This window comes from Flavobacterium piscisymbiosum (assembly GCF_020905295.1).
In the GTDB taxonomy this organism is placed as follows: Bacteria; Bacteroidota; Bacteroidia; order Flavobacteriales; family Flavobacteriaceae; genus Flavobacterium; species Flavobacterium piscisymbiosum.
Map to the genome: position 1 here is coordinate 534797 of NZ_JAJJMM010000001.1, position 24552 is coordinate 559348.

The 24552-nt window shown below is 32.9% G+C and carries 27 protein-coding genes and 1 tRNA gene; 12 read left to right on the top strand and 16 right to left on the bottom strand.

What is annotated here, in order from left to right; translation table 11 throughout:
- Positions 1-737 precede the first annotated feature (737 nt).
- The 5 genes from LNP81_RS02540 to LNP81_RS02560 all read left to right on the top strand — a co-directional run bounded on the left by LNP81_RS02540 (position 738) and on the right by LNP81_RS02560 (position 5060).
- Positions 738-1796, top strand: a complete 1059-nt coding sequence (locus tag LNP81_RS02540) for a 3-oxoacyl-ACP synthase III family protein (protein WP_230033198.1) — start codon at positions 738-740, stop codon at positions 1794-1796.
- Between the two features lie 166 nt (positions 1797-1962).
- Positions 1963-2490, top strand: a complete 528-nt coding sequence (locus LNP81_RS02545) for a methyltransferase (protein ID WP_230033201.1) — start codon at positions 1963-1965, stop codon at positions 2488-2490.
- A 133-nt stretch (positions 2491-2623) separates the two neighbouring features.
- Positions 2624-3472 (top strand): glycosyltransferase family 2 protein, encoded by an 849-nt coding sequence (locus LNP81_RS02550; protein ID WP_230033203.1) that lies wholly within the window; start codon positions 2624-2626, stop codon positions 3470-3472.
- Between the two features lie 80 nt (positions 3473-3552).
- Complete coding sequence (locus tag LNP81_RS02555) at positions 3553-4299, top strand: MlaE family ABC transporter permease (RefSeq protein ID WP_072960475.1); 747 nt, start codon at positions 3553-3555, stop codon at positions 4297-4299.
- The gene (locus LNP81_RS02560; protein WP_072960471.1) at positions 4299-5060 is read left to right on the top strand and encodes an ABC transporter ATP-binding protein; all 762 of its coding nucleotides are present in this window, start codon (positions 4299-4301) and stop codon (positions 5058-5060) included. The genes LNP81_RS02555 and LNP81_RS02560 overlap by 1 nt, the downstream gene beginning before the upstream one ends.
- Positions 5061-5211: 151 nt before the next feature.
- Here LNP81_RS02560 and LNP81_RS02565 read toward each other — a convergent pair whose 3' ends face one another.
- The 5 genes from LNP81_RS02565 to LNP81_RS02585 form a co-directional block, all read right to left on the bottom strand.
- Entirely contained in the window at positions 5212-5814 is a 603-nt protein-coding gene (locus tag LNP81_RS02565; protein WP_230033205.1) for a SprT-like domain-containing protein, read from the bottom strand.
- Positions 5815-5840: 26 nt separating this feature from the next.
- Complete coding sequence (locus LNP81_RS02570) at positions 5841-6206, bottom strand: four helix bundle protein (protein WP_230033207.1); 366 nt, start codon at positions 6204-6206, stop codon at positions 5841-5843.
- 27 nt (positions 6207-6233) lie between these two features.
- A complete protein-coding gene (locus LNP81_RS02575) occupies positions 6234-6911 on the bottom strand; it encodes an SDR family NAD(P)-dependent oxidoreductase (protein WP_230033209.1) in 678 nt (225 codons plus the stop codon).
- A gap of 35 nt (positions 6912-6946) precedes the next feature.
- Positions 6947-7924 (bottom strand): M20/M25/M40 family metallo-hydrolase, encoded by a 978-nt coding sequence (locus LNP81_RS02580; RefSeq protein WP_230033211.1) that lies wholly within the window; start codon positions 7922-7924, stop codon positions 6947-6949.
- 140 nt (positions 7925-8064) lie between these two features.
- Positions 8065-9207, bottom strand: coding sequence for an acyl-CoA dehydrogenase (locus tag LNP81_RS02585; RefSeq protein ID WP_230033213.1), 1143 nt, complete (start codon positions 9205-9207; stop codon positions 8065-8067).
- Between the two features lie 485 nt (positions 9208-9692).
- Between LNP81_RS02585 and LNP81_RS02590 the strand changes: the two genes are divergently transcribed.
- The 3 genes from LNP81_RS02590 (at position 9693) to LNP81_RS02600 (ending at position 12833) form a co-directional block, all read left to right on the top strand.
- On the top strand, positions 9693-10268 hold the full coding sequence (locus LNP81_RS02590; protein ID WP_230033215.1) for a chalcone isomerase family protein: 576 nt from the start codon (positions 9693-9695) through the stop codon (positions 10266-10268).
- A gap of 146 nt (positions 10269-10414) precedes the next feature.
- Positions 10415-11641, top strand: a complete 1227-nt coding sequence (locus LNP81_RS02595; RefSeq protein ID WP_194617106.1) for a Glu/Leu/Phe/Val dehydrogenase dimerization domain-containing protein — start codon at positions 10415-10417, stop codon at positions 11639-11641.
- A gap of 289 nt (positions 11642-11930) precedes the next feature.
- Entirely contained in the window at positions 11931-12833 is a 903-nt protein-coding gene (locus LNP81_RS02600; RefSeq protein WP_230033217.1) for an energy transducer TonB, read from the top strand.
- Between the two features lie 87 nt (positions 12834-12920).
- Here LNP81_RS02600 and LNP81_RS02605 read toward each other — a convergent pair whose 3' ends face one another.
- From LNP81_RS02605 to LNP81_RS02615, 3 genes are read right to left on the bottom strand one after another with little or no spacing between them, the layout of a single operon-like run.
- On the bottom strand, positions 12921-13577 hold the full coding sequence (locus tag LNP81_RS02605; protein WP_230033219.1) for a DUF4844 domain-containing protein: 657 nt from the start codon (positions 13575-13577) through the stop codon (positions 12921-12923).
- 8 nt (positions 13578-13585) lie between these two features.
- Positions 13586-13981, bottom strand: coding sequence for an ExbD/TolR family protein (locus LNP81_RS02610; protein WP_026983008.1), 396 nt, complete (start codon positions 13979-13981; stop codon positions 13586-13588).
- 3 nt (positions 13982-13984) lie between these two features.
- Positions 13985-14680 (bottom strand): MotA/TolQ/ExbB proton channel family protein, encoded by a 696-nt coding sequence (locus tag LNP81_RS02615; protein ID WP_121322285.1) that lies wholly within the window; start codon positions 14678-14680, stop codon positions 13985-13987.
- A 131-nt stretch (positions 14681-14811) separates the two neighbouring features.
- Here LNP81_RS02615 and LNP81_RS02620 point away from each other — a divergent pair, with 131 nt between their 5' ends.
- Positions 14812-16038: a bifunctional folylpolyglutamate synthase/dihydrofolate synthase gene (locus LNP81_RS02620; RefSeq protein WP_230033221.1), complete on the top strand. Its 1227-nt coding sequence runs from the start codon at positions 14812-14814 to the stop codon at positions 16036-16038.
- A gap of 178 nt (positions 16039-16216) precedes the next feature.
- A tRNA-Val gene (locus LNP81_RS02625) sits at positions 16217-16291 on the top strand.
- Between the two features lie 293 nt (positions 16292-16584).
- Here LNP81_RS02625 and LNP81_RS02630 read toward each other — a convergent pair.
- The 3 genes from LNP81_RS02630 to LNP81_RS02640 all read right to left on the bottom strand — a co-directional run bounded on the left by LNP81_RS02630 (position 16585) and on the right by LNP81_RS02640 (position 18342).
- On the bottom strand, positions 16585-17049 hold the full coding sequence (locus tag LNP81_RS02630; RefSeq protein WP_230033223.1) for a hypothetical protein: 465 nt from the start codon (positions 17047-17049) through the stop codon (positions 16585-16587).
- A gap of 129 nt (positions 17050-17178) precedes the next feature.
- Positions 17179-17757, bottom strand: a complete 579-nt coding sequence (locus tag LNP81_RS02635) for a hypothetical protein (protein ID WP_230033225.1) — start codon at positions 17755-17757, stop codon at positions 17179-17181.
- A 60-nt stretch (positions 17758-17817) separates the two neighbouring features.
- Positions 17818-18342, bottom strand: a complete 525-nt coding sequence (locus LNP81_RS02640) for a hypothetical protein (RefSeq protein WP_230033227.1) — start codon at positions 18340-18342, stop codon at positions 17818-17820.
- A gap of 389 nt (positions 18343-18731) precedes the next feature.
- On the opposite strand from LNP81_RS02640, the gene LNP81_RS02645 reads away from it, so the two are divergent.
- Complete coding sequence (locus LNP81_RS02645; protein WP_230033229.1) at positions 18732-19934, top strand: outer membrane protein assembly factor BamB family protein; 1203 nt, start codon at positions 18732-18734, stop codon at positions 19932-19934.
- A gap of 57 nt (positions 19935-19991) precedes the next feature.
- Here the strand turns inward: LNP81_RS02645 and LNP81_RS02650 are convergent, their stop codons facing one another.
- Positions 19992-20600, bottom strand: coding sequence for a class I SAM-dependent methyltransferase (locus LNP81_RS02650; protein WP_230033231.1), 609 nt, complete (start codon positions 20598-20600; stop codon positions 19992-19994).
- A 317-nt stretch (positions 20601-20917) separates the two neighbouring features.
- On the opposite strand from LNP81_RS02650, the gene LNP81_RS02655 reads away from it, so the two are divergent.
- Entirely contained in the window at positions 20918-21787 is an 870-nt protein-coding gene (locus LNP81_RS02655) for a DMT family transporter (RefSeq protein ID WP_230033233.1), read from the top strand.
- Between the two features lie 66 nt (positions 21788-21853).
- Here LNP81_RS02655 and LNP81_RS02660 read toward each other — a convergent pair whose 3' ends face one another.
- The 4 genes from LNP81_RS02660 to LNP81_RS02675 form a co-directional block, all read right to left on the bottom strand.
- Entirely contained in the window at positions 21854-22591 is a 738-nt protein-coding gene (locus LNP81_RS02660; protein WP_230033234.1) for an SDR family NAD(P)-dependent oxidoreductase, read from the bottom strand.
- Between the two features lie 78 nt (positions 22592-22669).
- A complete protein-coding gene (locus LNP81_RS02665; protein ID WP_230033236.1) occupies positions 22670-23239 on the bottom strand; it encodes a Crp/Fnr family transcriptional regulator in 570 nt (189 codons plus the stop codon).
- A 68-nt stretch (positions 23240-23307) separates the two neighbouring features.
- On the bottom strand, positions 23308-23631 hold the full coding sequence (locus LNP81_RS02670) for a nucleoside triphosphate pyrophosphohydrolase family protein (protein WP_230033238.1): 324 nt from the start codon (positions 23629-23631) through the stop codon (positions 23308-23310).
- Positions 23632-23634: 3 nt separating this feature from the next.
- Complete coding sequence (locus LNP81_RS02675) at positions 23635-24549, bottom strand: helix-turn-helix domain-containing protein (protein ID WP_230033240.1); 915 nt, start codon at positions 24547-24549, stop codon at positions 23635-23637.
- Positions 24550-24552 lie beyond the last annotated feature (3 nt).

Consider the following 24552-nt stretch of genomic DNA (forward strand, 5'->3'; position numbering starts at 1 on the left):
TTTTGTTTTATTTTGTTTCAGGTTTCAAGTCCCCGCATAACGTGAAACTTGAAACTTGAAACAAATCTAAAATCAGAAATCTATAATCTAAAATAGTACTTGGGCGTGCCAGTATTTAAAAAAGGGCCAAATCAACTTTGCGCTTATGAGGCCTTTTCTTAAATACTGTCGGGCTATCCGGTCCGCGGCGGCGGATTCCTCCTATCCCTCACGCGAGCAACTACAAATTAAATTTCCGTAACATATTGTCAATTTCGACGAAGGAGAAATCTTCGTACGTACTCCGCAACGAAAGCCTAATCTTTGTCGAGCTTCTCGCGGAGATTTCTCCTTCGTCGAAATGACAATATTGTGTTTAAGCTTTGCGAGATTAATTTTATCTTAAAAAAGCTTAACTTGATGACATTGCCTCTATCCTCATTCAAAAACCACATGAACGGCTACAAAACTTCAAAATAAATCATAAGGCTTTCTATTTTTTAACACTTTTTGAAACTTCGGTTTTATTTGTAACAAAACACAAAAAAACTTTACATTTTTTCTAAAAAAAAATAAACCTGAAAACAAATCTCAATCGTTTGAAATCTCGATAAAACTTAAAATTCGTTAGAAAATTAACAATAAATCCCACAAATAATTATTATTTCATAATTATATGCATGCATAGTATTTTTTATGATAGTTATCATGAAATTATTTATACTTTAGCAATAAATTTATCGGATAATTACTGAATAATGAAAATAAAAATAATAGGCATCGGAAGCTATATTCCAAATAAAGAAGTAAGCAATACTGACTTTGGTGATCACGTATTTCTAAACGAAGACGGAACTCCTTTTGCTTACCCTAACGAAGTTGTAATTAAAAAATTTAAAGGTATTACCGGGATCGAAAACCGTCGTTATGCCGAAGATCAACATACCTCATCTGATTTAGCCTTTTTTGCTGCCGAAAGAGCACTTGAAAATGCTAAAATCGATCGTGAAACATTAGATTATATCATATTTGCACATAATTTTGGAGATGTAAAGTCCGGAACAAATCAATCTGATATTTTACCAAGTTTAGCAACTCGCGTAAAAAACAAACTGGATATCAAAAACCCTAAATGTGTCGCTTACGATATTCTTTTTGGATGTCCGGGCTGGATCGAAGGAGTTTTGCAAGCCAATGCTTTCATCAAATCAGGCATGGCAAAGCGTGTTCTGGTAATTGGTGCCGAAACATTATCAAGAGTTGTAGACGATCACGATCGTGATTCTATGATTTATTCTGATGGTGCAGGTGCTTCAATTTTAGAAGCTTCTGATGACGAAACAGGTTTACTATCTTACGAAAGTGCCACTTTTGCCAATGATGAAGCCAACTTTTTATACTTCGGAAAATCATACAACCCAGATTTAGATCCGGATATTAAATATATCAAAATGTACGGTCGTAAGATTTACGAATTTGCATTAAGCCAGGTTCCTTGTGCCATGAAAAGCTGTTTAGACAAAAGCGGAATCGGTATTGATGAAGTAAAAAAGATTCTAATTCATCAGGCCAACGAAAAAATGGATGAAGCAATTATTGCACGTTTCTACAAACTATACGATAAAACTGCACCTAAAGATATTATGCCAATGAGTATTCATGATTTAGGAAACAGCAGCGTTGCAACTGTACCAACTTTATTTGACTTATTGATTCAGGGAAAATTAGAAAATCACGAAATCAACAAAGGCGACGTTGTTATTTTTGCTTCAGTTGGAGCAGGAATGAATGTTAATGCATTTGTTTACCGATATTAAATTAGTTTACAGTCGCAGTCACAGTTTTCAGCTTCTGAATACTGTGACTGTAAACTGAGACTGAAAACTTAAAAAAGTTCGCATCTTAAAATGCGGACTTTTTAGTATATTTGCGACCTAATTATAAAATCAAGAACGAGAGATTGTTTCGTTCCTCGCAACGACTATGTACGAAAAAACGTTTCCGAATAAAAGATTCAAACTTACTTTAGAGTTTTTACAAAAACACGTTAAGACATCAGAAACCATTTTTGATTTTGGTGTACCCAATCCATTTTCTAAAATAATGGAAGAAAATGGTTATACCGTAAAAAACACCAAAGGCGAAGATTTAGACAACGATCAAACGGCTTTGCAAACCGAAGAATATACTGTTTTTACTGCATTCGAAATTTTTGAACATTTGCTAAATCCGTACACGATTCTTGAAAATGTGAAATGTGACAAATTGTTAATTTCAATTCCGTTACGTTTATGGTTTTCTCCGGCATATCGTTCTAAAACAGATATGTGGGACAGACATTACCATGAATTTGAAGATTGGCAATTAGACTGGCTTTTAGAAAAAACAGGCTGGAAAATAACCGATCGCCAAAAATTTACACATCCGGTAAAAAAGTTTGGTTTCAGACCATTATTAAGATATTTCACTCCCAGATATTATATTGTTGTGGCAGAGAAAATAAAAGCCTAACGGCAAATTCCAAAAAATAAATTCCAAATTCCAATTTAAACCGTATCGGTAAAAGTTGGAATTTGGAATTTAAAAAAGATTGGATTTTACTTTTAAGTGTTGGAATTTGGAATTTAAAAAATTGGAATTTAAAATGAAGTATTATATCGTTATTCCCGCGCACAACGAACAAGATCTTATTGGCCTGACTTTGCAATCTTTGCTATCGCAAACCGTTTTGCCTTCAAAAATTGTGGTTGTAAATGACAATTCTACAGATAAAACAGAAGAAGTTGTTTTGAGTTTTGCCAAGGACAATCCGTATATTTCTGTTGTAAACAAAACTTCAGATGCTATTCATATGCCCGGAAGTAAAGTGATTCAGGCTTTTCAGAAAGGTTATGAAACACTTGATTCTGATTATGATATTATTGTAAAAATAGACGGCGATTTAATTTTTCCTCCAAATTATTTTGAAACTATCATTCGTCACTTTCAATCTGATCCAAAAATTGGAATGGTCGGTGGATTTTGTTACATCGAAAAAAATGGAGATTGGATCTTAGAAAACCTAACCGACAAAGATCATATTCGTGGCGCACTGAAAGCATATCGCGCAGCAGCTTACCAGCAAATTGGAGGATTAAAACCTGCAATGGGCTGGGATACGGTAGACGAATTGCTTTGTAAATACTATGATTGGAAAATAGTTACCGATGAATCTTTACACGTAAAGCACCTTAAACCAACTGGTGCAAATTACAACAAAACAGCTCGTTATAAACAAGGCGAAGCTTTTTATACTTTAGGATATGGTTTTTGGATTACCGCAATTGCATCGGCAAAATTGGCGATGATGAAGAAAAAACCATTTTTATTTTTAGACTATATAAGAGGGTTCTGGAAAGCAAAAAAAGCCAAAACACCATTATTAGTTACACCAGAACAAGCTAAATTTATAAGAAATTATCGTTTTCAAAAAATGAAACAAAAGTTAATCTAACTCGGAAAACAACCGAAAATGCTTAACTCATGACCCAAAACTCATAACTTCTTTTTACCTTAGCCAATATTTCAAAAATTATGATGCTAATTCGTTATATATCTCAACTAGGAAGATATTTTTTAATGCTGAAAGAAATTTTTAACAAACAGACAAAATGGTCTGTGATGAAAAAATTGATTTTTAAAGAAATCGACGATTTAATAATCGACTCTCTTGGTATTGTTTGTTTTATCTCTTTTTTTATTGGAGGAGTTGTTGCTATTCAAACTGCGTTAAACTTAACTAATCCATTAATTCCAAAATATTTAATTGGTTTTGCCACACGTCAATCTGTTATATTGGAGTTTGCTCCTACTTTTATTTCGGTAATTATGGCCGGAAAAATGGGATCTTACATTACTTCCAGTATTGGTACAATGCGTGTTACAGAACAAATTGATGCTCTTGAAGTTATGGGAGTTAATTCATTAAACTACTTAGTTTTCCCAAAAATAGTAGCTTTATTAATGTACCCTTTTGTAATCGGGATTAGTATGTTTCTGGGTATTTTTGGTGGATGGCTGGCTTGTGCTTATGGCGGATTTTCGACTAGTGAAGATTTTATTCAGGGTGCCCAAATGGAATTTATTCCTTTTCATATCACTTATGCCTTTATTAAAACTTTAATATTCGCAATGTTATTGGCTACAATTCCATCTTTTCACGGATATTACATGAAAGGTGGCGCACTAGAAGTTGGTAAAGCAAGTACGGTTTCATTTGTATGGACATCTGTTTGTATCATTCTTTTTAATTATATATTAACTCAATTATTATTAGGATAATGATAGAAGTAAAAAATTTAGAAAAATCATTTGGCGACAGTAAAGTTTTAAAAGGAATTTCAACTGTTTTTGAAACTGGGAAAACCAACTTAATTATTGGCCAAAGTGGATCCGGGAAAACTGTTTTATTAAAAAGTCTACTAGGAATTCACACTCCGGATTCCGGAACAATTGAGTTTGACGGAAGAGTTTATTCTGAATTAAACCCGGACGAAAAACGAGAATTAAGAACTGAAATTGGAATGGTTTTTCAGGGAAGCGCTTTATTTGACTCAATGACTGTTGAAGAAAATGTTGCTTTCCCTCTAAAAATGTTTACCAACGATAATAAAGCTAAAATTCAGGAGCGTGTTGATTTTGTGCTAGAAAGAGTAAATCTTGTTGACGCGCATAAAAAATTACCTTCTGAAATTTCCGGAGGTATGCAAAAACGTGTGGCGATTGCCCGTGCGATTGTAAACAATCCGAAATATTTGTTTTGTGATGAACCTAACTCAGGTTTAGATCCAAACACCTCCACTTTGATCGATAATTTGATTAAAGAAATTACCGAAGAATACAATATCACAACCGTAATCAATACGCACGATATGAACTCGGTGATGGAAATTGGAGAAAATATTGTTTTCCTGAAAAAAGGAGTAAAAGCCTGGCAGGGAACCAAAGAAGAAATCTTTAGAACAGACAACAAAGATATTGTGAAGTTTGTTTACTCTTCGAACCTGTTTAAAAAAGTGAGAGAAGCATATTTGAAAGGTTAGCACCTTTTTTAAATTCGAATCATAAAAAAGAAATTCCAATAAAAAAAATTCCAAATTCCAACTGCGTATCAGTATTGGAATTTGGAATTTCTTTATTGAATTTTCGTGCGGAATTGGAATTTATCCCGAGGCTTCGGGATTGGAATTTAATTTAATTCGAATTTATCAACTCTACCTCAGCATTTGGATTAAACAAATACGTTCTTCCTGAACTTATCTCAATACATTCAAAACGTTTGGTTCTAACCGCTAACTTCTTGAATATTTTACCATTTTTAATTCTGAACACACTTCCGTACGGAATCTCAAAAACGTAATTTTTATCGTTTTGCGCATCGTATTGCTTTAAAGCCAGAGACAAAGTAGTATCGGTATCACTACTCGCAGATGGGTTCTTAAAATGCCTCGCTAATAAAGGCAATAATTGCCCCGGGAAAATCTCCGGACGAATAAACGGAATCATCATACGCTGAAAGGTAAGCTTCCATTCATTTCCATGTGGCTTTATATTTCTTCCAAACCTTTCAAATGCCACCAAATGCGAAATCTCATGAATCAGCGTAATCAAAAAACGATATTTATTTAAACTGGCATTTACCGTAATTTCATGTTTACCACTTGGTCCTCTCCTATAATCTCCATGACGCGTTTGGCGTTCATTTACGATTTTAAGATGCACCTGATTGGCAACAATCAAATCAAAGACAGGCTTTACAGCATGTTCCGGGATATATCTGGCTAATGTTTCGATCACAATAATTATGAGTTTTGAAGTATGAGTTATGAGTTTTGAATGAGTTTTTTCTTTGATGTAATTATTATACTTTTAATGATTTTTAGTACTTCACCACATTGATTGTGCATCGATTCAAACTCTATTGCAGAAACATAGTTTGTTGCATTTAAAATTTCTAACCAATACATAGATTCATCACATTCTTTTTGAGAAATTGATAACTTATGAATAAAATCTGCCTTGCTTTGTGCGTTGACCGCTTCACGAACATTGGCACCAACAGAAGTAATAGAACGCAAAAATTGTTTACTCATTATAAATTCCTTCTTTTCCGAAACTAACCATTTATAAAAATTAACTCCTCTAATAGCTAATTCAAAACTCTTAGTTTTCACAATACTCTCACTCATAATTCATAATTTATAATTCATAACTAACTAAGGATTCGTAGACGAGACCTCTAACACTTTCCCATTAAAATATTTATTTCCATTTAATGTAAAATCATAAATATAAGTTGCCATTCCTTCAGCAGAAATTGGCGCCTGATAACCTGGAAAAGCTTCATTTAGCATTTCTGTCTGAACTGAACCCAAAGCCAGAACATTAAATGAAATCCCTTGCTCTTTATATTCTTCAGCTAATAATTCGGTTAACGTAATTACTGCACCTTTACTTGAACTGTAAGCAGCCAATCCTGCGAATTTAAGACTTCCTCTTACACCACCAATTGAGCTAATTGTAACAACATGACTTCCTTTTTGAAGATAAGGCAAACAAATTCTGGTAAGATTTGCAACCGCAAAAACATTCACCTTATAAATACTTTCAAAATCAGCCTGAGTGGTTTCTGCAAAAGGCTTCAATAATAAAGCGCCTGCATTATGCACTACAGCATCTACTTTTTTCCAGGTCGAAGAAAGAAAACCATCTACTTCCTGCAAAGCAGCTTCATCAGCCAAATCGACTGAAAGACAAGTGATGTTTTGATGTTCTAAAAGTGTCTGAGGTATTTTTCTGGAAATGGCCAAAACCTGATTTCCTGCATTAGCAAATTGTAACGCTAATTCGTAACCAATTCCTCTACTGGTTCCGGTAACAATAATATTTTTCATAAGGCAAAAATAAGCAAATCAGACAAAAAGACCGATTATTTATTCATTGTAATTTCTTCTGTTGGCGTAGTAGCAATTTTTGTCACGGCTGGCAAAAACTCCTGAATAAAAGAAGTGATATGCGGAATGTCCATTACTTTAAATTCATCCGAAACATGATGATAGAAATCAAAGTTTTCAAAATCAAAAGTACTTATCGATTGACACGGTTTCTTAAATACTTCGTAAAACGAATAATTATCTGATCTGTAAAACAATTCATAATGAGCTTCTTTTGGTAAAAACCCAATGGTCTTTTTACCGGTATATTCGTTTATCTTTTCTGCCATGTTCGATTTATCAAAACCGGTAATGTAAGCCAGATAATCGCGTTTCATTGGCACACCAATCATTTCGATATTGAGTTGCGCATATAAATTGAAGTTTTGCTTTTGAAGTTTCTGTACTAAACTTTTAGAACCTAACAAGCCTTTTTCTTCGCCGGCAAAAAACACAAAAAGAATACTGCGTTTATTCGATTTTGTTTCACTAAAATATTTCGCTATTTCTGCAACAGCTGTAACTCCTGAAGCGTCATCGTTAGCACCATTATTAATTACATCATCCTGCTGCTTTTTCTCCAGACCAATATGATCATAATGCGCACTTAACACCACAAATTCTTTTTTAAGAACAGGATCAGTTCCTTCCAGAACTCCAACAATATTATAGGCTGGTGATTTAAAATTAGTCAGGGTATCTCGATAAGAAGAAAAATAAGGTTTTACATTATTCTTCTTAAAAAAATCTTCCAAAAATACTGCTGCTTTTTCGATTCCTTTTGTTCCGGTTTCACGACCTTCTAATTCATCCGAAGAAAGATATTTTAGAAAATCCGACACTTCGTCTTCATTTACTTTATAGGTAATTTCAAGCGGTTTTGAAATCGATTTTGAAACTTGTTCGCTTACTGCAGTGGGATTTGACTTGCAGGCTAACAGAACAAACGGAAGAAGAAAGTATATTTTTTTCATAAAATAAAAACTGAATGAATAGCTAAGTTATTGGTTTAAAAGTATAATATTCTGAAAATTAAAAAAAATCTCCATAAAAAAACCCTTTCGATGCTAAAAAAGCTGAAAGGGTATTTTTTTATATAAAAACGAATTTTGGTTTATCCTGCAATTACAGATCTTGAAATTACAATTTTCTGAATCTCTGAAGTTCCTTCATAGATCTGAGTAATTTTTGCATCGCGCATAAAACGCTCTACATGGTATTCTTTTACGTAACCATTTCCTCCGTGAATCTGAACCGCTTCTACAGCCGTATCCATTGCCACTTGCGAAGCAAATAATTTTGCCATTGCACCACTTACATCGTAGTTTTTATGTTGGTCTTTGTCCCAAGCTGCTTTCATACATAAATGGCGTGCTGCTTCTATATTCACCGCCATATCTGCCAATTTAAAAGCAATGGCTTGGTGATTGCAGATTTCAGTTCCAAAAGCTTTACGTTCTCTCGAATATTTCAAAGCCAACTCATAAGCTCCTGAAGCAATTCCTAACGCCTGAGACGCAATTCCGATACGTCCGCCAGCAAGGGTTTTCATTGCAAATTTGAATCCGAAACCGTCTTCTCCAATTCTGTTTTCTTTAGGAACTTTTACATCACTAAACATTAAAGAGTGTGTATCAGAACCGCGAATTCCCATCTTTTGTTCTTTTGGACCAATAGAAAAGCCTGGCATATCTTTGGTCATGATCAACGCATTAATTCCTTTGTGTTTTAATTCAGGATGTGTTTGAGCAATTACCAAATAAACTGATGCTGTGTTTCCGTTTGTAATCCAGTTTTTTGTTCCGTTTACAATATAGTGATCTCCCATATCTACCGCAGTAGTTTTTTGCGAAGTTGCATCACTACCCGCTTCCGGCTCACTTAAACAAAATGCTCCGTGAATTTCACCAGAGGCTAAACCCGGTAAATATTTTTGTTTTTGTTCTTCGGTTCCAAATTCCTGCAAACCCCAACAAACTAATGAGTTGTTTACAGACATGACTACAGAAGCTGATGCATCAACTTTTGAGATTTCCTCCATAGCAATAACATATGAAATCGCATCCAGACCGCTACCTCCGTATTTAGGATCAACCATCATTCCCATGAATCCTAGTTGTCCCATTTTTTTTACTTGCTCAGTCGGAAAAATTTGCTTTTCGTCACGTTCAATAACGCCCGGTAACAATTCGTTTTGAGCAAAATCTCTGGCAGCTTGTTGAATCATTAAATGTTCTTCGGTCAGATTGAAATCCATAGTTATATTGTTTTATTATTTCCCCTAAACCAAATTTTTAAAATTTTGCTTAGCTGATGGTTATTTTTGTTTTTTGAATTGTTTTTATTTCCTTAAAAAAGGCTTTCAAAGATAATTTTTAAATGTGGAATTAACAATGCGTGCATATAAATTTAAGAGATTTGCAACAATTACGATATCGTTTTCGTAATAATAATGAAATTTAGCAATACAGACGCTAAGTTTGCAACGTTTTCTGTAAAATTGAAGAATATAATTACAGTTAAAAACGAGGTCCAGTAGGATGTTTGGTTAATTTACCAGAGCAAAAAGATTAAACAAGTCATAAAACACGTAAATCTACGTAAAACAAGTCTTACTAATTTGATTATTAATTAAATACAATAAAAAAACTTGAATGCCGTAAGAAAAAAACTCTCGAATAAACGACGTTTAATTGATAAATTAACATTATTTTTGCCTAAAAATTATAAAATTGACAGAACATGAAAAAGATTTTACTATTACTCACTCTCCTTTTAAGCATACAATTTTCTACGGTCTCTGCCCAAACTCAATTAGAAGTAAATGGCGTTACGGTTCCTAGAAAAATTGAATTTCAAAACAAAACTTTGCAACTTAACGGAGCCGGAGGAAGATCTAAAATGTGGCTCGAAGTTTATGTTCAGGCATTGTATTTATCTCAATTAAGTCAGGATCCTCAATTTATTATTGACAGTGATACTGAGATGGCTATTCGAATTGAAATTACATCATCAATGGTTTCTTCAAACAAATTAACGAAAGCAATGAATACTGGTTTCGAAAAATCGGCAGGAAGTAATCTTGAAGAATTGCGACCAAGAATAGAAGATTTTAAAAAACTGCTCAGCGATGCTATTAAAGAAAAAGATGTTTTTGTTTTAGGTTACAATCCGCTTGATCAAACTATCAATGTTTATAAAAATGAAGTTTTGAAGGGAAAAGTTCCCGGATTCGATTTCAAAAAAGCATTGTTCGGAATCTGGCTTTCTAATAAACCGGTAGACGAAACACTGAAAAAACATTTATTAGGAATATAAAAATTCTACTAAATTTTATAGAATATGAAAGCCGAAAACAATTTGTTTTCGGCTTTCTTTTTTTTGTTTGTTAAAATTGCAACAGAATACATTATTCGCATTATTCTATTTTATACTTTTACGCAAACTAAACATATCTCAACAAAATGAAAGATTTATTACAGCAATTTGAAAATAAAGAGCCTGAAATTGTTTTTAACTGGAAAGATTCTGAAACTGAAGCTGAAGGTTGGACTGTTATTAATTCACTTCGCGGAGGAGCTGCAGGTGGAGGAACAAGAATGAGAAAAGGCTTGGATATGAATGAAGTTTTATCATTGGCCAAAACAATGGAAGTGAAGTTTTCGGTTTCTGGTCCTGCAATTGGAGGCGCAAAATCCGGAATTAATTTTGACCCGAATGATCCTCGTAAAAAAGGTGTTTTGCAACGTTGGTACAAAGCTGTTTCTCCTTTATTAAAAAGTTATTACGGAACCGGTGGAGATTTGAATGTGGATGAAATTCACGAAGTAATCCCAATGACGGAAGAATGTGGTGTTTGGCATCCGCAGGAAGGTGTTTTTAACGGACATTTTAAACCAACCGAAGCAGATAAAATTAATAGAATTGGTCAATTACGTCAGGGTGTAATTAAGGTGATTGAAAACCCTAAGTTCTCTCCGGATGTAACTCGTAAATATACTGTTGCCGACATGATTACTGGTTATGGCGTTGCCGAAGCGGTTCGTCATTTCTACGCAACATATGGCGGAGACATAAAAGGTAAAAAAGCAATTGTACAAGGTTTTGGAAACGTAGGTTCCGCTGCCGCTTTTTACCTTGCTGAAATGGGCGCAAAAGTGATTGGGATTATTGACCGTGATGGTGGACTAATCAAAGAAGAAGGTTTTTCTTTTGAAGAAATTAGAACTTTATTCCTTAATAAAGACGGTAATAAATTAGTAGCTGATAACATGATTCCGTTTGAAGAAATCAACTCTAAAATATGGACGATTGGTGCTGAAATTTTCACACCCTGCGCTGCATCAAGATTGGTACAACAAACTCAAATTGACAGCCTGATCGCAAACGGATTAGAGGTTATTTCTTGTGGTGCGAATGTTCCTTTTGCTGACAAGGAAATTTTCTTTGGTTCTATTATGGAAGAAGTGGATCATAAAGTAAGTTTGATTCCTGATTTTATTTCGAACTGCGGAATGGCAAGAGTTTTTGCTTATTTTATGGAGAAAAAAGTACAAATGACGGATGAGGCTATTTTTAATGATACTTCTGAAATTATAAAAAATGCGATTGTAAAAGCTCATGCTTTAAATCCATCTAAAACAAATATTAGTGCAACTGCTTTTGAAATTGCATTGAAACAATTAGTATAATTTTTTATACTTTCATTCTAAACGAGTCAAATAATCTTTGGCTCGTTTTTTTTGAGATCTAACCGCGAAGTTCGCAAGGATTTTACGCAAGGAACGCTAATTTATTTCTCGCAAAGTCGCAGAGTCGCAAAGTTTTTCTTTTTAAATTTTTCTTTGCGACTCTGCGACTTTGCGAGATTAAAACAAACAGCTTTGCGAACTTTGCAGTTAAATTCTCTCGCATATTCTAAACAATTTTTACTACTTTTAAACGTTTTTATTAAATACTATTACAAAACTCAGAATCAAAATGACTTTTACGGATTCTTCAGATAAAAAGAAATCGCTACTAATATCTACAGCTATTTATGCTGTTTTGTTGTTGCTTTTATTTTTCATTCGTTTTTGGCCTCCTTATAATCCGGAGAACAATGCTGCACTTGCTTCAGGCGGTGGCGGTGGCGGCGTGACGGTTAATTTTGGGGATAGTGATTTAGGATCCGGAGCTAATTATAAGAGTGAAGTTTTAAACGTAAAAAACAACGTAAAACAAGCTCCTGCAAAAGCTACTCCAGACGAAGCGATTATTACACAGGAAAACACAAAAGACGATGCTAATGACGTAATAATTCCGACAAAAGAAAAGCCTAAAAAAGCTACTCCTGTTGTAAAACCGGAAGCTAAACCTGTTCCTGAAAAACCAAAAGTTTCTAATTCTACCAATGATGCTTTGTCAAGTATTTTAAAAGGATCGAACAAAGGTGGCGATGGTGATGATAAAGTAGCAGGAAATAAAGGAAAAGCTAACGGAAGTTTAGGTTCTAACGGATATTATGGCGCCGGAGGTTCCGGTGGCGGAACTGGCGGTGGAAACGGTACCGGAAATGGAGTTGGTACAGGAAGCGGTTATGGAGCCGGAAGCGGGGGTGGTTCTGGTGGCGGATCAGGATACTCTTTAGGAACCAGAAAGGCCTTGTCGAAACCTGCACCAAAATATACTTGTAATGAAGAAGGAAGAGTTGTTGTTGAAATCACGGTAGATCAAAACGGAAAAACGATTAGTGCAACTCCAGGAATAAAAGGTACTACAAATACGGCAAGATGTTTACTTGATCAGGCGAAGATTGCTGCCATGAATACAAAATGGGAGGCTGATGCTGATGCTGCGGCGAAACAAGTTGGTAAGATTATTTATAATTTTAGTTTGGATTAAGAAACACGAATTGCACGGATTTACACTAATTTTAATAAATATAAAAAAGGCTTTCTGAAATATTTCAGAAAGCCTTTTTTAATACCATTATTTTCTAAAAAACTGTAATTGTTTTAATCTAATCTTAGCTCCCTCCAAATCATAATTACTTTTAGGCAATTGTTCAACTAATTCATATTCTCCAAATCTTAATTGCCTCACATTTGGTCCATTATCAATCAAATTAAGCTCTCTACAAGATCTGCACCTTACTATTAAAAAATCAGAATCTAAAATCGTATTTTCTCTTGCTAAAATAAAAGTCTCTAAGTTCGAATTACACTTAATACAATTTTGAGACAATATTTCCAAAATTTTCTCTTTTACTTTAAAAAAACTTGAAATTCTAAAAACATAAGCAAGAAAATTTCCATAAAGCCAAATGTTTAATTCATTTTTAAAATCAATCTCAATTTCTTTTGAAATCGCATAAAAGATATCACAAATAAATTCTCTTTCTTCCGTATCAAATTTAAAACGCTCGAAACTCTTTAAGCCTTTATTCAATTCTTTGTTCAATATTTCAAGAGAAGAATCACTTTTTACCAAAATAATTAAAGAACTTAAACATGAATTAAACCTAGATTCCATGTACTCACATAAATCAGAATCTGAAGGAATTAATCCTCTGTTATCCCATTCTGAATCCGCAAACTTTTTTTTATCTAATAAGAATTGAAGCCTATCTAATTTTGAATTACTCATTTTTAAATCTACTTCGGACTTGTTGCAATCACAAACTTTAAATTGTTCTTCACTCCTATTTGCAATACATCTACTAAATCCTGTACTTGCAGATTGAACGGAATTCGAACGACAACGGTTTGTTCTTTGTCTGCTCCTATTTTTGACATTAGACTGGTTTCGAGATTTTCGAAATCTACGGGTTCTTTGTCGATGTAGAATTTTTTATCTTCGGTAACTGATAAACTGATCAGCTGTTTGTTTGTTTTTTCATTTGATTTCGCTTTTGGCAACGTCATTTTGATAACATTAGGGTTTGCAAGTGTTGAGATTATAAGGAAAAACAACAGCAGGAAAAACATAATATCACTTAATGATGAAGTCGCCACTTCGGCATGAAATCTTCTTTTTCTCTTAATAGACATACCTTATGCTCTTTGAATTATATTGACAAATTCTAATATTTGTTTTTGGATTTTTAAAGCAAAATCATCAATTTTTCCGTTTAATAAATGGTAAGCGCTATAGGCAATAATACCTACAATAAGTCCTGAACCGGAACTGATCATTTTTTCGTATAAACCTCCGGAAATGTTTCCGATACTAATATTTTCTGTTACTGAGATGCTGTAGAAGATTTTGATTACTCCTGAAATTGTTCCGATAAATCCTAACGTTGGTGCGATACCGGCGATAAGTCCCAGATGACCTAAACGTCGTTCCATTTCGCCAATTTCGATATCGGCAGCACGGTCCATGTTTGATTCGATTTCGGCAATTGGTCTTCCTATTACGAGAACTCCTTCTTTTAGAATATTTCCTGCAGCGGTATTGCTTCTTTCTACAATTGTTCTGGCCAATTCGATATTGCCGGCGTTTAGTTTGTCTCCTACATCCTGCATTAATCGTGCATCGATTTTAGAGGCTTTACTGATATATAGATAACGTTCTATAATAACGTAAAAGGTGTAGAATAATAATAGGGCAATTGGGATTAGGAAAAAACCTCCTTTTAAGATAAATCCTAAAACTGAGATTTCGGTATTTGGTGCAATTTTTTCGATAACTACGTTTGATGCGGCGTTTGCAATGGTGTCTGTTTGTAATTGAATAAAACTAAACATATATTAATTCTGGTTTTTAATAATTAATTCTAAAAAATATTTGAAATTTGCAATAAAGATAATTTTCGCTGTAATATAAAACTAAAAAAAACGAAAATTATTTCAATCGACAACTATTTTATCCAAAATACATGAACTATCAGGAAACTACGAACTGGATGTTTAATCAACTCCCGATGTATCAACTTCAAGGCGCCTCGGCATATAAGGAAGATTTGACCAATATTAAACTATTGGCAAAACATCTTGATAACCCACAAAACAGGTTAAAATGCATTCATGTTGCGGGAACAAACGGCAAGGGATCGACCTCGCATATGCTGGCTTCGGTTTTGCAGGAAGCGGGATATAAAGTTGGTTTATATACTTCGCCTCACTTAAAGGATTTCAGGGAGAGAATTAAAATAAATGGTGAAGAAATATCTGAAGATTTTGTTTGTGAATTTGTAGCGAAACACAAAGACTTTTTTGAAGCGAATGATATGAGTTTTTTCGAAATGTCGGTTGGTTTGGCTTTTGATTATTTTGCTTCTGAGAAAACGGATGTTGCTATTATTGAAGTTGGTCTTGGCGGAAGATTGGACGCTACTAATATTATAACGCCTTTGGTGTCGGTTATTACAAACATCGATTTAGATCATACTCAATTTTTAGGAAATACTCCGGCAGCAATTGCTGGCGAAAAAGCCGGAATTATTAAGCCGAATGTTCCTGTTGTTATTGGTGAATATACGAATGAAACTCAGCCTGTATTTTTGGCTAAAGCCGAAGAAAACAAAGCGCCGATATATTTTGCTTCTGATTTAATTCAGGAAGTTTTTCCTTCGGATTTAATTGGGGATTATCAGTTTCATAATAAAAAAACACTTCAGCAAACTATTGCGATTTTGAATTCTCAAAATGAATTTAAGGTTTCTAATGAAAGCTTAAAATCTGGTTTACTAAATGTGGTAAAAAATACGGGCTTACAAGGAAGATGGCAGCAATTGGGCGAAAATCCTAAAATTATTTGCGACACAGCACATAACAAACATGGATTGGCGGTTGTGATGAATCAGATCCAGAAAGAAACTTTTGAGAAGCTTCATATTGTTCTTGGCGTTGTAAATGATAAAGACCTGGATTCTATTTTGCCTCTTTTTCCTAAAAATGCACAATACTATTTCTGCAGACCTGATTCGTCGAGAGGTTTAGACACTGAAATCTTGAAAGTAGGGGCTAAAAAATATGATTTGTTAGGAGAGAAATACGATTCTGTAGCCGAAGCTTTCGCTGCTGCGAAGAAAAATGCAACTGAAAACGATTTTATCTATGTTGGCGGAAGTACTTTTGTTGTTGCCGAATTGCCATTAAACTAACAAAATTTTAAATTGAAAGAAAAAGACTAAAAAAACCTCTTTTATAATAAATTCAATTACAACGAGATAGAAAAAACTTTAAAAAAACTTTAAATTTTTAACGGGTTTTGTTTGCAGAACTGAAAAAGCGCCTTATATTTGCACTCGCAATCACAAACGATAGCAACCTATTAAAATAGGGCGATTAGCTCAGCTGGTTCAGAGCACCTCGTTTACACCGAGGGGGTCGGGGGTTCGAACCCCTCATCGCCCACTAAGAAACTCCTTAAGAAATTAAGGAGTTTTTTTATGCTTTTATTTCCTAAAGATGTTATTCAATCCGAATTAATCCCAAAACTTTTGGGGAGTAAAAAAAAAATCACCGCAAAGAACGCTAAGTTTTTTTACTCTTAGCTTTTATAAAAGGCAAAGTTCCCAAAGCTTTGTATTGATTTAGCTTTGTGACCTCTGTGTTTTCTAAAGCATTCTTAGATAAAAGTCTTTGTGTTCTCTGCGGTAAAAGAATAATTATTGAGTCTTTAAGCGTTGATCTGAAATACGCTGTTATTATTTCTTCTCCTTTTGAATAATTTCACTTTTTATAGAATCATTCTGTTTTAATGTATCCATTTCTTTATTGACGATTTCACTATCACTAATTGTATCATTATCAATCACTGCTGGTTCTCCCTCTACTGCTGCTTTTCCCATACAACTTGTTAAAGAAAAAAGAAGACTTAGTGAAAACAAGGCCATTTTTTTTATTGGTTTAATCCTAATTCTACTAAATCTATTTCTCAAATTATCATATTTGACATTATTCTCACCTTTAACTTGATCAAACTTAAAATGTCCGCAAATACTTTCTCCTTTGGAATTTTCAATCAAATATTTTTTAATTTCAGTATTCTGCATTTTAGTAAAATCAATTACTGTTTTACTACAAGAATTACAAAATCTACCCTCTTTATTTGGCAGCATTGAATTCCAGTTTTGATTGCAGGGTTTTGGTATAGTAATTTTATTTTCCATTTGATTTAAAAATATTATTTTTCGCTTAAGGTTCGTTAACTTCTTTACGCCAGACAAATATAATGCCGCAATAAATGAACTCTTAAAATTGGAAAAAATATTAATTCTCCAGTTGCAGTTTTTATTAAATCAATTACTCAATTTCACTTTTATTATTTTAAAATTTCCGTTCTCATCTTCGTTCCATTTATCCTGACCAATGAGATAATATTTTCCTTTTTCTTTAATTATTCTATTTTCAAAATCTTTGTCATCTGATATGAATCCATCAGTTTCTGCAATCATATTCCAGGTTTTATTTTTAAATGACCAAACTGAAATTTTATTCCACCAGCCTTCATTTGTTCGGGAAAAAATTATTATTTCATTTGCATTGTCATTATTAACATCTTGAGTTTTCGCGACAAAAACCCCTAAACTTTGAGCAAAACTTATTTTTGGAATATTTCTTTTAAACTCAATATCTATATCACAATTGTATTTTCCGCATTCAATTTCATTTGTTTTTGCATTCCATTTATAATTTACAAATGCGGTATCGTTGATTTTATCACTATCTAAATCCCCAACAAAAAAACTTCTCTTATGTATTTCTATTTCATCTACATTCGACTTTTCTAATTCCGGTTTTTTCGAAGTACTTTTTGTTTCTTTAGTTTGGCAACTATAAACGACCAAAAGCAAAATTAAAAATCTAATTTTTATCATTACATCTCCTCTATTACACTAACGCATTTGCTTTATTAATAAAAACTTTAATCAGTTGAATTATAAACTTCCAATACTTTTTATGGTAATTCCAACAAAGCAATCGTCCATACAACCTTTTTCTACATAACCGCAATGTGATATCAAGCCGTCATTTTTTGCTTCAAAATAATTTGTTGCATTTTTTCGCTTAACTAACCATTGCTCTTTTGCTTTAGCATAGATTTCGTCTAATGTTAAAGGAAATGCAGCACCTGAATTTTGGTGGCTATTTATTTCACTTTCATTCTCTGTCCATTCTAATTTTTCAGCTGGAATATTGGTTGGATCACCTAAATATTTAAAATTTCTAGACACTATTTTCCCATTTGAGACTGTAATTGTGGTTTGCCAGCCATAAGTCGAAAACACAGAACCTCCGACAACAACATATTTATATGAATTGTTTGAAGATTGTTTAAAATTTAGCCATGTACTCTCGCTACTTTCGAAATCATTTTTATAGCTCAAACTATCATCCGAAGAACAGGACATTATTATAGTACTAATGAATAATAATCCGATGTAATAAATTTTATTTTTCATAATTTCTTAGTTTAATAAAGGTCTAATACTTTTTCTCTTAAAGCTAATATAGGAAATATTTATTACTACAATTTTATTACCCTGCTGAAAATGAAACAGAAACAACCAACACAACTTTTATAGCAAACAACAATTCATCAGCACCTCTTTTTAACAGAGAAATCATAAAAACCAAACCTTCTACAATGAAAACAAAAATTAGCGTTATATTCGTTCTCTAATTTTCTTGAATAATGTCAGATACTGTACTAATAAAATATCTGAAAAATTTAATCTGAAAAAGAAATTCAAATTCACGTTTATAAATAATTTTGCATGTGACCAATTACTTTTAGACAGTAATTTTATAATGCTAAAAAGAAATCAATGATCAAACCCCAATTTTAAAAATGAAAAAAAAACTAATAACTCTTTTATTTGTATTTACTTTTATAAATATGTTTGGACAAGCACCAAGCGTCTCTAAATCCGGTAAAACAAATTCGAACAATAAAGCTTTACCTCCTGGCGAAATGGTGACGAATAAAGTGATCAATCCGCTTAAAAAAGTTGCATTAGATCAAGCATCACTTCTAATTTATGATTATGACGGTTCTCTTTTTTCATATGATTTAGAATCTGAACAAATTGGATGGACCGCAAAAGCTACAGATTCTCATACTGAAATGTGCGCAAATAAAGCAACATTATCTAACGGAGTTGTATATGTTCCCTTTATAAACGGCGAAATTTTCGCAGTTGATAATCAAACAGGTGCTATTTTCTGGAAATCAAGGTTAGGTAATATTACAGATCAAATTATATTAAAGGACCAGGCTCCAATAGTAGGTGATGGAAAACTGTTTATAACTGCTCAAAATCCCAATAATAACATTTATGCTCTTGATATAAAAGATGGAAGTTTATTATGGAACTACAAACTGGATTCTGACAATAATGATATTCCCGTTCTTTTTTTCAACAATAAAGTTTTTACCCAAAGCGGACCCAATTTCTATAGTTTTGAAGCTAATACAGGAAAACTTCTTTACCAAAAAAGCTTTGAAGAAAATATGCACAGCAAACCCGTAACCGATGGTGAAAATGTATTTATAGCAAATGACAAAAATGTGCTTTTTGCCTTAAGTCCTGATAAACCGGATGTTTTATGGGAATTTAAGTTTGATGAAAATCAATACAATATCAAGGAAAGAATATTGAGCAAAGACAAAAAAATATATTTTGCAGCGCAAGGAACAACCGTGTCTTCTGTTTATGCAGTAGATTCAAAAACAGGAACTCAGATTTGGAAAACGGATTTTAAAGATGATAATATCGAATACATCACTGAGGAAAGTGATAATATTTGGGGATATACCCGTAAAGGAAAACTTTTTCAGCTGGACATCAACAATGGTGAAATAGCATTTGAAACAAAATTAACGACCTTACCTATTTCAAATATCGAATTTCCCGTTGATGATACTTTGTTTTATTATTGTGATGCCGGTTTGATTAAATTTGATTTAAACACCAAAGACGAAGACTTATATTATATGCGAACCTCTCTTAAAGACGACGTTTACAGCGCATATCTAAAAATAATTCGATAACAAAAAACTCCATTTCTAATGGAGTTTTTGTTTTTTACTTAAAGAAATATTAGACTTTCAATTTTGTTTTTTTTTACATTTAATCATAAAAAATGGAAAATTCTCCTGAAGTTCTGTAATCTCAAATAATCCAAATTTATCAAACTCTTCATGAACTGATTCTTTGTCGTAGAAAAACATTTTAACGCCATCGAATATTTCGTATCGATCCTTACTTATAAACTTTCCTTTGCCGTAAGTATGAGCTTCTTTGGTAATAACCGTAAAAACCATAAAACCATTATCAGCTAATTGATTGTAACAATCCTGAATTAGCTTTTTTCGTTCATTATGATCTAATAAATGAATTAAAGCATAGCAAAATATTCCGTCATATTGCTTGGTATCAAAAGGTATATTGGTTACAGATCCGTGATAAATTTTCAGATCCGCGCCGTAATGTTTTACAGCCAGTTCAATAGCGGTTTTTGAGATTTCAATTCCTGTTACCGTTATTCCATTTTCTCTAAAAACCTGCGCATTTCTTCCGTAGCCAATTCCCGGAATCAGAATATCTTTAATTGAATTTTCGACAAAAAAATCTTTTATCAATAATGCTGATTTGGATGGTTCAAGTCCCCACATTTCTTGTTTGTCAACAAAATTATCTTCCCAAAATTCTGCCATATTATTATTTATTGAGTTGTTTTTGCTTTTTAGTAACCTTTTCCAAAGTTAACCTTTTTAATTTTAATGCAACATAATTGCGTTAATAATTATAACTCAGAAAAAAATCTAATTAATTTTAAAGTACGAGTCAAATTTTTATACATTTGAAAAAACAAAAACAATGAATAGAAAAGGTTGTCTTCCTCCGCCAAGAGCTTAATTTCTTTCTAAAATGAGATGAAGTTGTACGTTGATATTACATCAACTGTTTTTGCATACTTCATATTTAACTAGTAATTAATTAAATCTTGTTCGGTTTCGAGCAGACACTTTTCATGAAAAATTCATATCTAAAGTTACACTTAGCTGTACTACTTTCGGGTTTTACCGGTATTTTTGGTAAACTCATTTCTCTTAACGAAGGACTTTTGGTTTGGTACAGAACCTTCCTTTCTGCAATTATTTTATTTTTTCTTATTAAGATAACCAAGACAGTGGTTCAAATCAATATTCGGGAAAAAATGAATATTGCTAAAATCGGCATTTTTATTGCCATTCATTGGGTCTTTTTTTATGCAAGTATCAAGTATTCTAACATTTCAATTGGTGTAGTTTGTTATTGTTTAACAAGCTTTTTTACTGCCATTTTTGAGCCATTGCTCAATAAAAACAAACTTGTTTTTTCCCAATTCTTTTTTAGTGCTATAACTTTGTTTGGCATTAGTTTAATTTTCCATTTTGATAGTTCATATCATACCGGAATTTTACTGGGCTGCATTTCATCAGCGTTTGCGGCGCTTTATACTATTTATAATGAAAGATTGGTAAAAACTTATGACAGTAAAATTATAAACTATTATCAAATGATTGGTGGCACAATCTTCCTGGGAGTTTTGATGCCTTTATATTTGGTTTTCTTTCCTTCTACAAGTTTAATTCCAGACGGAAATGACTTTTTTTATCTGATTTTGTTATCCTTATTTTGTACCGTTGGTTTGTATGTTTTATTTGCAGAAGCACTAAAAAAAATACCGGCCTTTACAACCAATCTTACTTTTAATTTAGAACCTATTTATGCCATAATTTTAGCATTTGTATTTTTTAATGAAGGCAAGATAGTGAGCCAATCATTTTATCTTGGATTATTTTTTGTCATGACTTCTGTCATTCTTCAAACGATTATTTCCTTAAGAAGGAAGAAATAAAAACCAGAAACCTCCAAAGTCATTGATTTTGGAGGTTTTTAAAATTTAAAAGTTATTCTATTTTTTTTACCAAGGGCTAACCTCTGATTCATCTTCTATATCATTACTAAAAAATTGTCCTGTAGGCGCATTTTCATCTGTAAAAGTATGTTTGATAATAAAAGCCGCAGCACTTTCTACTGAACCCGGACCACTATGATGATTAAAATCTGTAGCTGTATAACCCGGATCAATTGCATTTATTTTAAAAGGCAATTCTCTCAACTCATATGCCAATGCAATAGTATAGGCATTCAAAGCTGCTTTTGAAGTAACATAACTTGCTGCTTTAAAATTATAATATTTCCAGGTAGGATCACTATGTAAAGTTAGAGATCCTAGTCCCGATGTAATATTACTTATTCTTGGCCTTTTTGATTTTTTAAGCAATTCTAAAAATACTTGCGTAACGCTGATAACACCAAAAAAATTAGTATCAAATACATTTTGAATGTCTTTAATCGATGTATCTAAAGCACTTTGCGGAAATTCTCCGCTGATTCCTGCATTGTTTATCAGAATATCTAATTTTCCTTTTTCACTTTCTACAATATTTTTGGCTGCCAAAATTGTATCCGGATTTGTAACATCAATTTGAATCGCTTTGATGTTTTGAAAACCATTTTCGTTTAACTCTTTTACTACTAGTTGCCCTTTTTCAAGATCACGAGTTCCTAAATAAACGAATAATCCCTTGTTAGAAAACTCTTTTACCAGTTCTAAACCAATGCTTCTATTTGCTCCTGTAATTAATACTGAATTCATTTTTTTCTTGTTTTAAATTATTGAAGTAAAGGTCATCCGTTTCAAAACAAAATCATTTGACATTTGACAAAAAGTGATTTAGCGTATGTTTTTTCTAATTCGGCTTAATGAAGATTGGGTAATCCCCAAATACGATGCAACATAAGATAACGGGATACGATTGATAACATTAGGATAAATTTTTAAAAACATCAAATAGCGAGTGGTGGCATCTTCTGAAACCAATGGACTTCTTCTTTCTACTTTTTGTCTTAATGCTTTCGAAATAATTTTATGCACTATCGCATCCCAGCCAACTATAGTATCCAAAAGTTCTCTCCAGTCTTTTTTCGAAAAAACCAAAAGTTTGCAATCGGTTATTGCCTGCACATACGCATTGGAACAAATTTCATTGTCAAAACTCTCTAGATCTACTACCAAATTATTCTCGTCAATAAAGTATTTGGTAATTTCTTCTCCTTTATTATTATAATAACAAACGCGTATAATCCCGTCTAAAATAAACCCAACTTGTTGTGCAATTTTTCCAGCTTCCGAAAAATATTCATCTTTTCGAAGTTCTAATTCAGTTGCTTTTTTAGAAATTAAATCAATTTGCTGCTGATTTAAACTCCCAAATTGCAATATGTATTCTATAAACTCTTTCATAGTGGTAAGTTAATCAAAGTTATTATTAAGGAATTTGTCATATGGCAAAAAAACCAAAATCGTAAATATTATTTTTCAAACAAATTTTCGGTTTTACTTAAAAACTCTTCTGTAGCTACTTCGATATTTATATTCATCCTTTCGGCTAAAATGGTAAGCCACCAGATAGATTCTCCTATTTTGTGTTTAAGTTCTTGCTCTGTATTTTCTTTTGGCCATCTTCCCTGCTGCGACATTACATGGCGTCCTACCAGGCCGGCATCTGTTAAAAAAGCCAATGCATCTTCTTCTACAGTCCATTCACTTCCATGATGATTCAGTTCTAGTTCGTGATAACGTTGTCTTATTTTTAAAGAGCGTTCTTTTAGTTGTTCGAAATTTAGCGAGGCCATAATTTAATTTTTATTGAATGATTCTTTAAATGCGACAGGACTTAAGCTGGTCTTCTTTTTAAATAATTTATTGAACGATTGCGGATGTTCGAATCCTAATTTATACCCAATTTCTGCCACTGAATAAGTCCCGTTAGCAATATATTCTTTTGCTTTTTCTATCAATTTATCATGAATAAACTGCTGTGTGTTTTGACCACTAAGATTGCGTAACAAATCGCTCAGATATCTTGGTGAAAGATTCAGTTGATCAGCCAAAAACTGTACGGTCAGCACGCCATTTATCAAAGTTTTTTCCTGATCAAAATAATCATTTATTTCAGTTTCTAATTTAGCCAATACATCATGATTCACCGCTTTGCGTGTAATAAATTGTCGATTGTAGAAGCGATTGCTATAATTGAGTAAAAGTTCGATTTGAGATATAATTACATCCTGACTAAAGTTGTCTATGCGTTCCTTAAGCTCATTCTGAATCGAAGCAAAAACACCTAAAATAGTTTCTTTTTCATTATCTGATAAATACAAAGCTTCTGAAGCTGAATAATTAAAAAATCCATACTTTTTTATATTACTATTTAAGGAATACGGACGAATAAAATCCGGATGAATATTCAACGACATTCCGCTATAATCTGCTTCTTCATCTTGCATTTTCAATACTTGACCTGGTGAAACGAATGACATTCCTCCTTCTTCAAAGTCATAAAAACCATGACCATATCGTAGTTTCCCTTTAAAATGAGTTTTAAAAGAGATCTTATAAAAATCCAAAATAATACCTTGTTCAAAATCCTTGGGATCAAAAATGGCTTCACCATAATTTAAAATACTAATAAGCGGATGCATTGGCTTTGGCTGACCCATTGCGCGATGAAGCTCAGATATGGTGCTGAATATTTTAGGCTGATTTTTCATTAC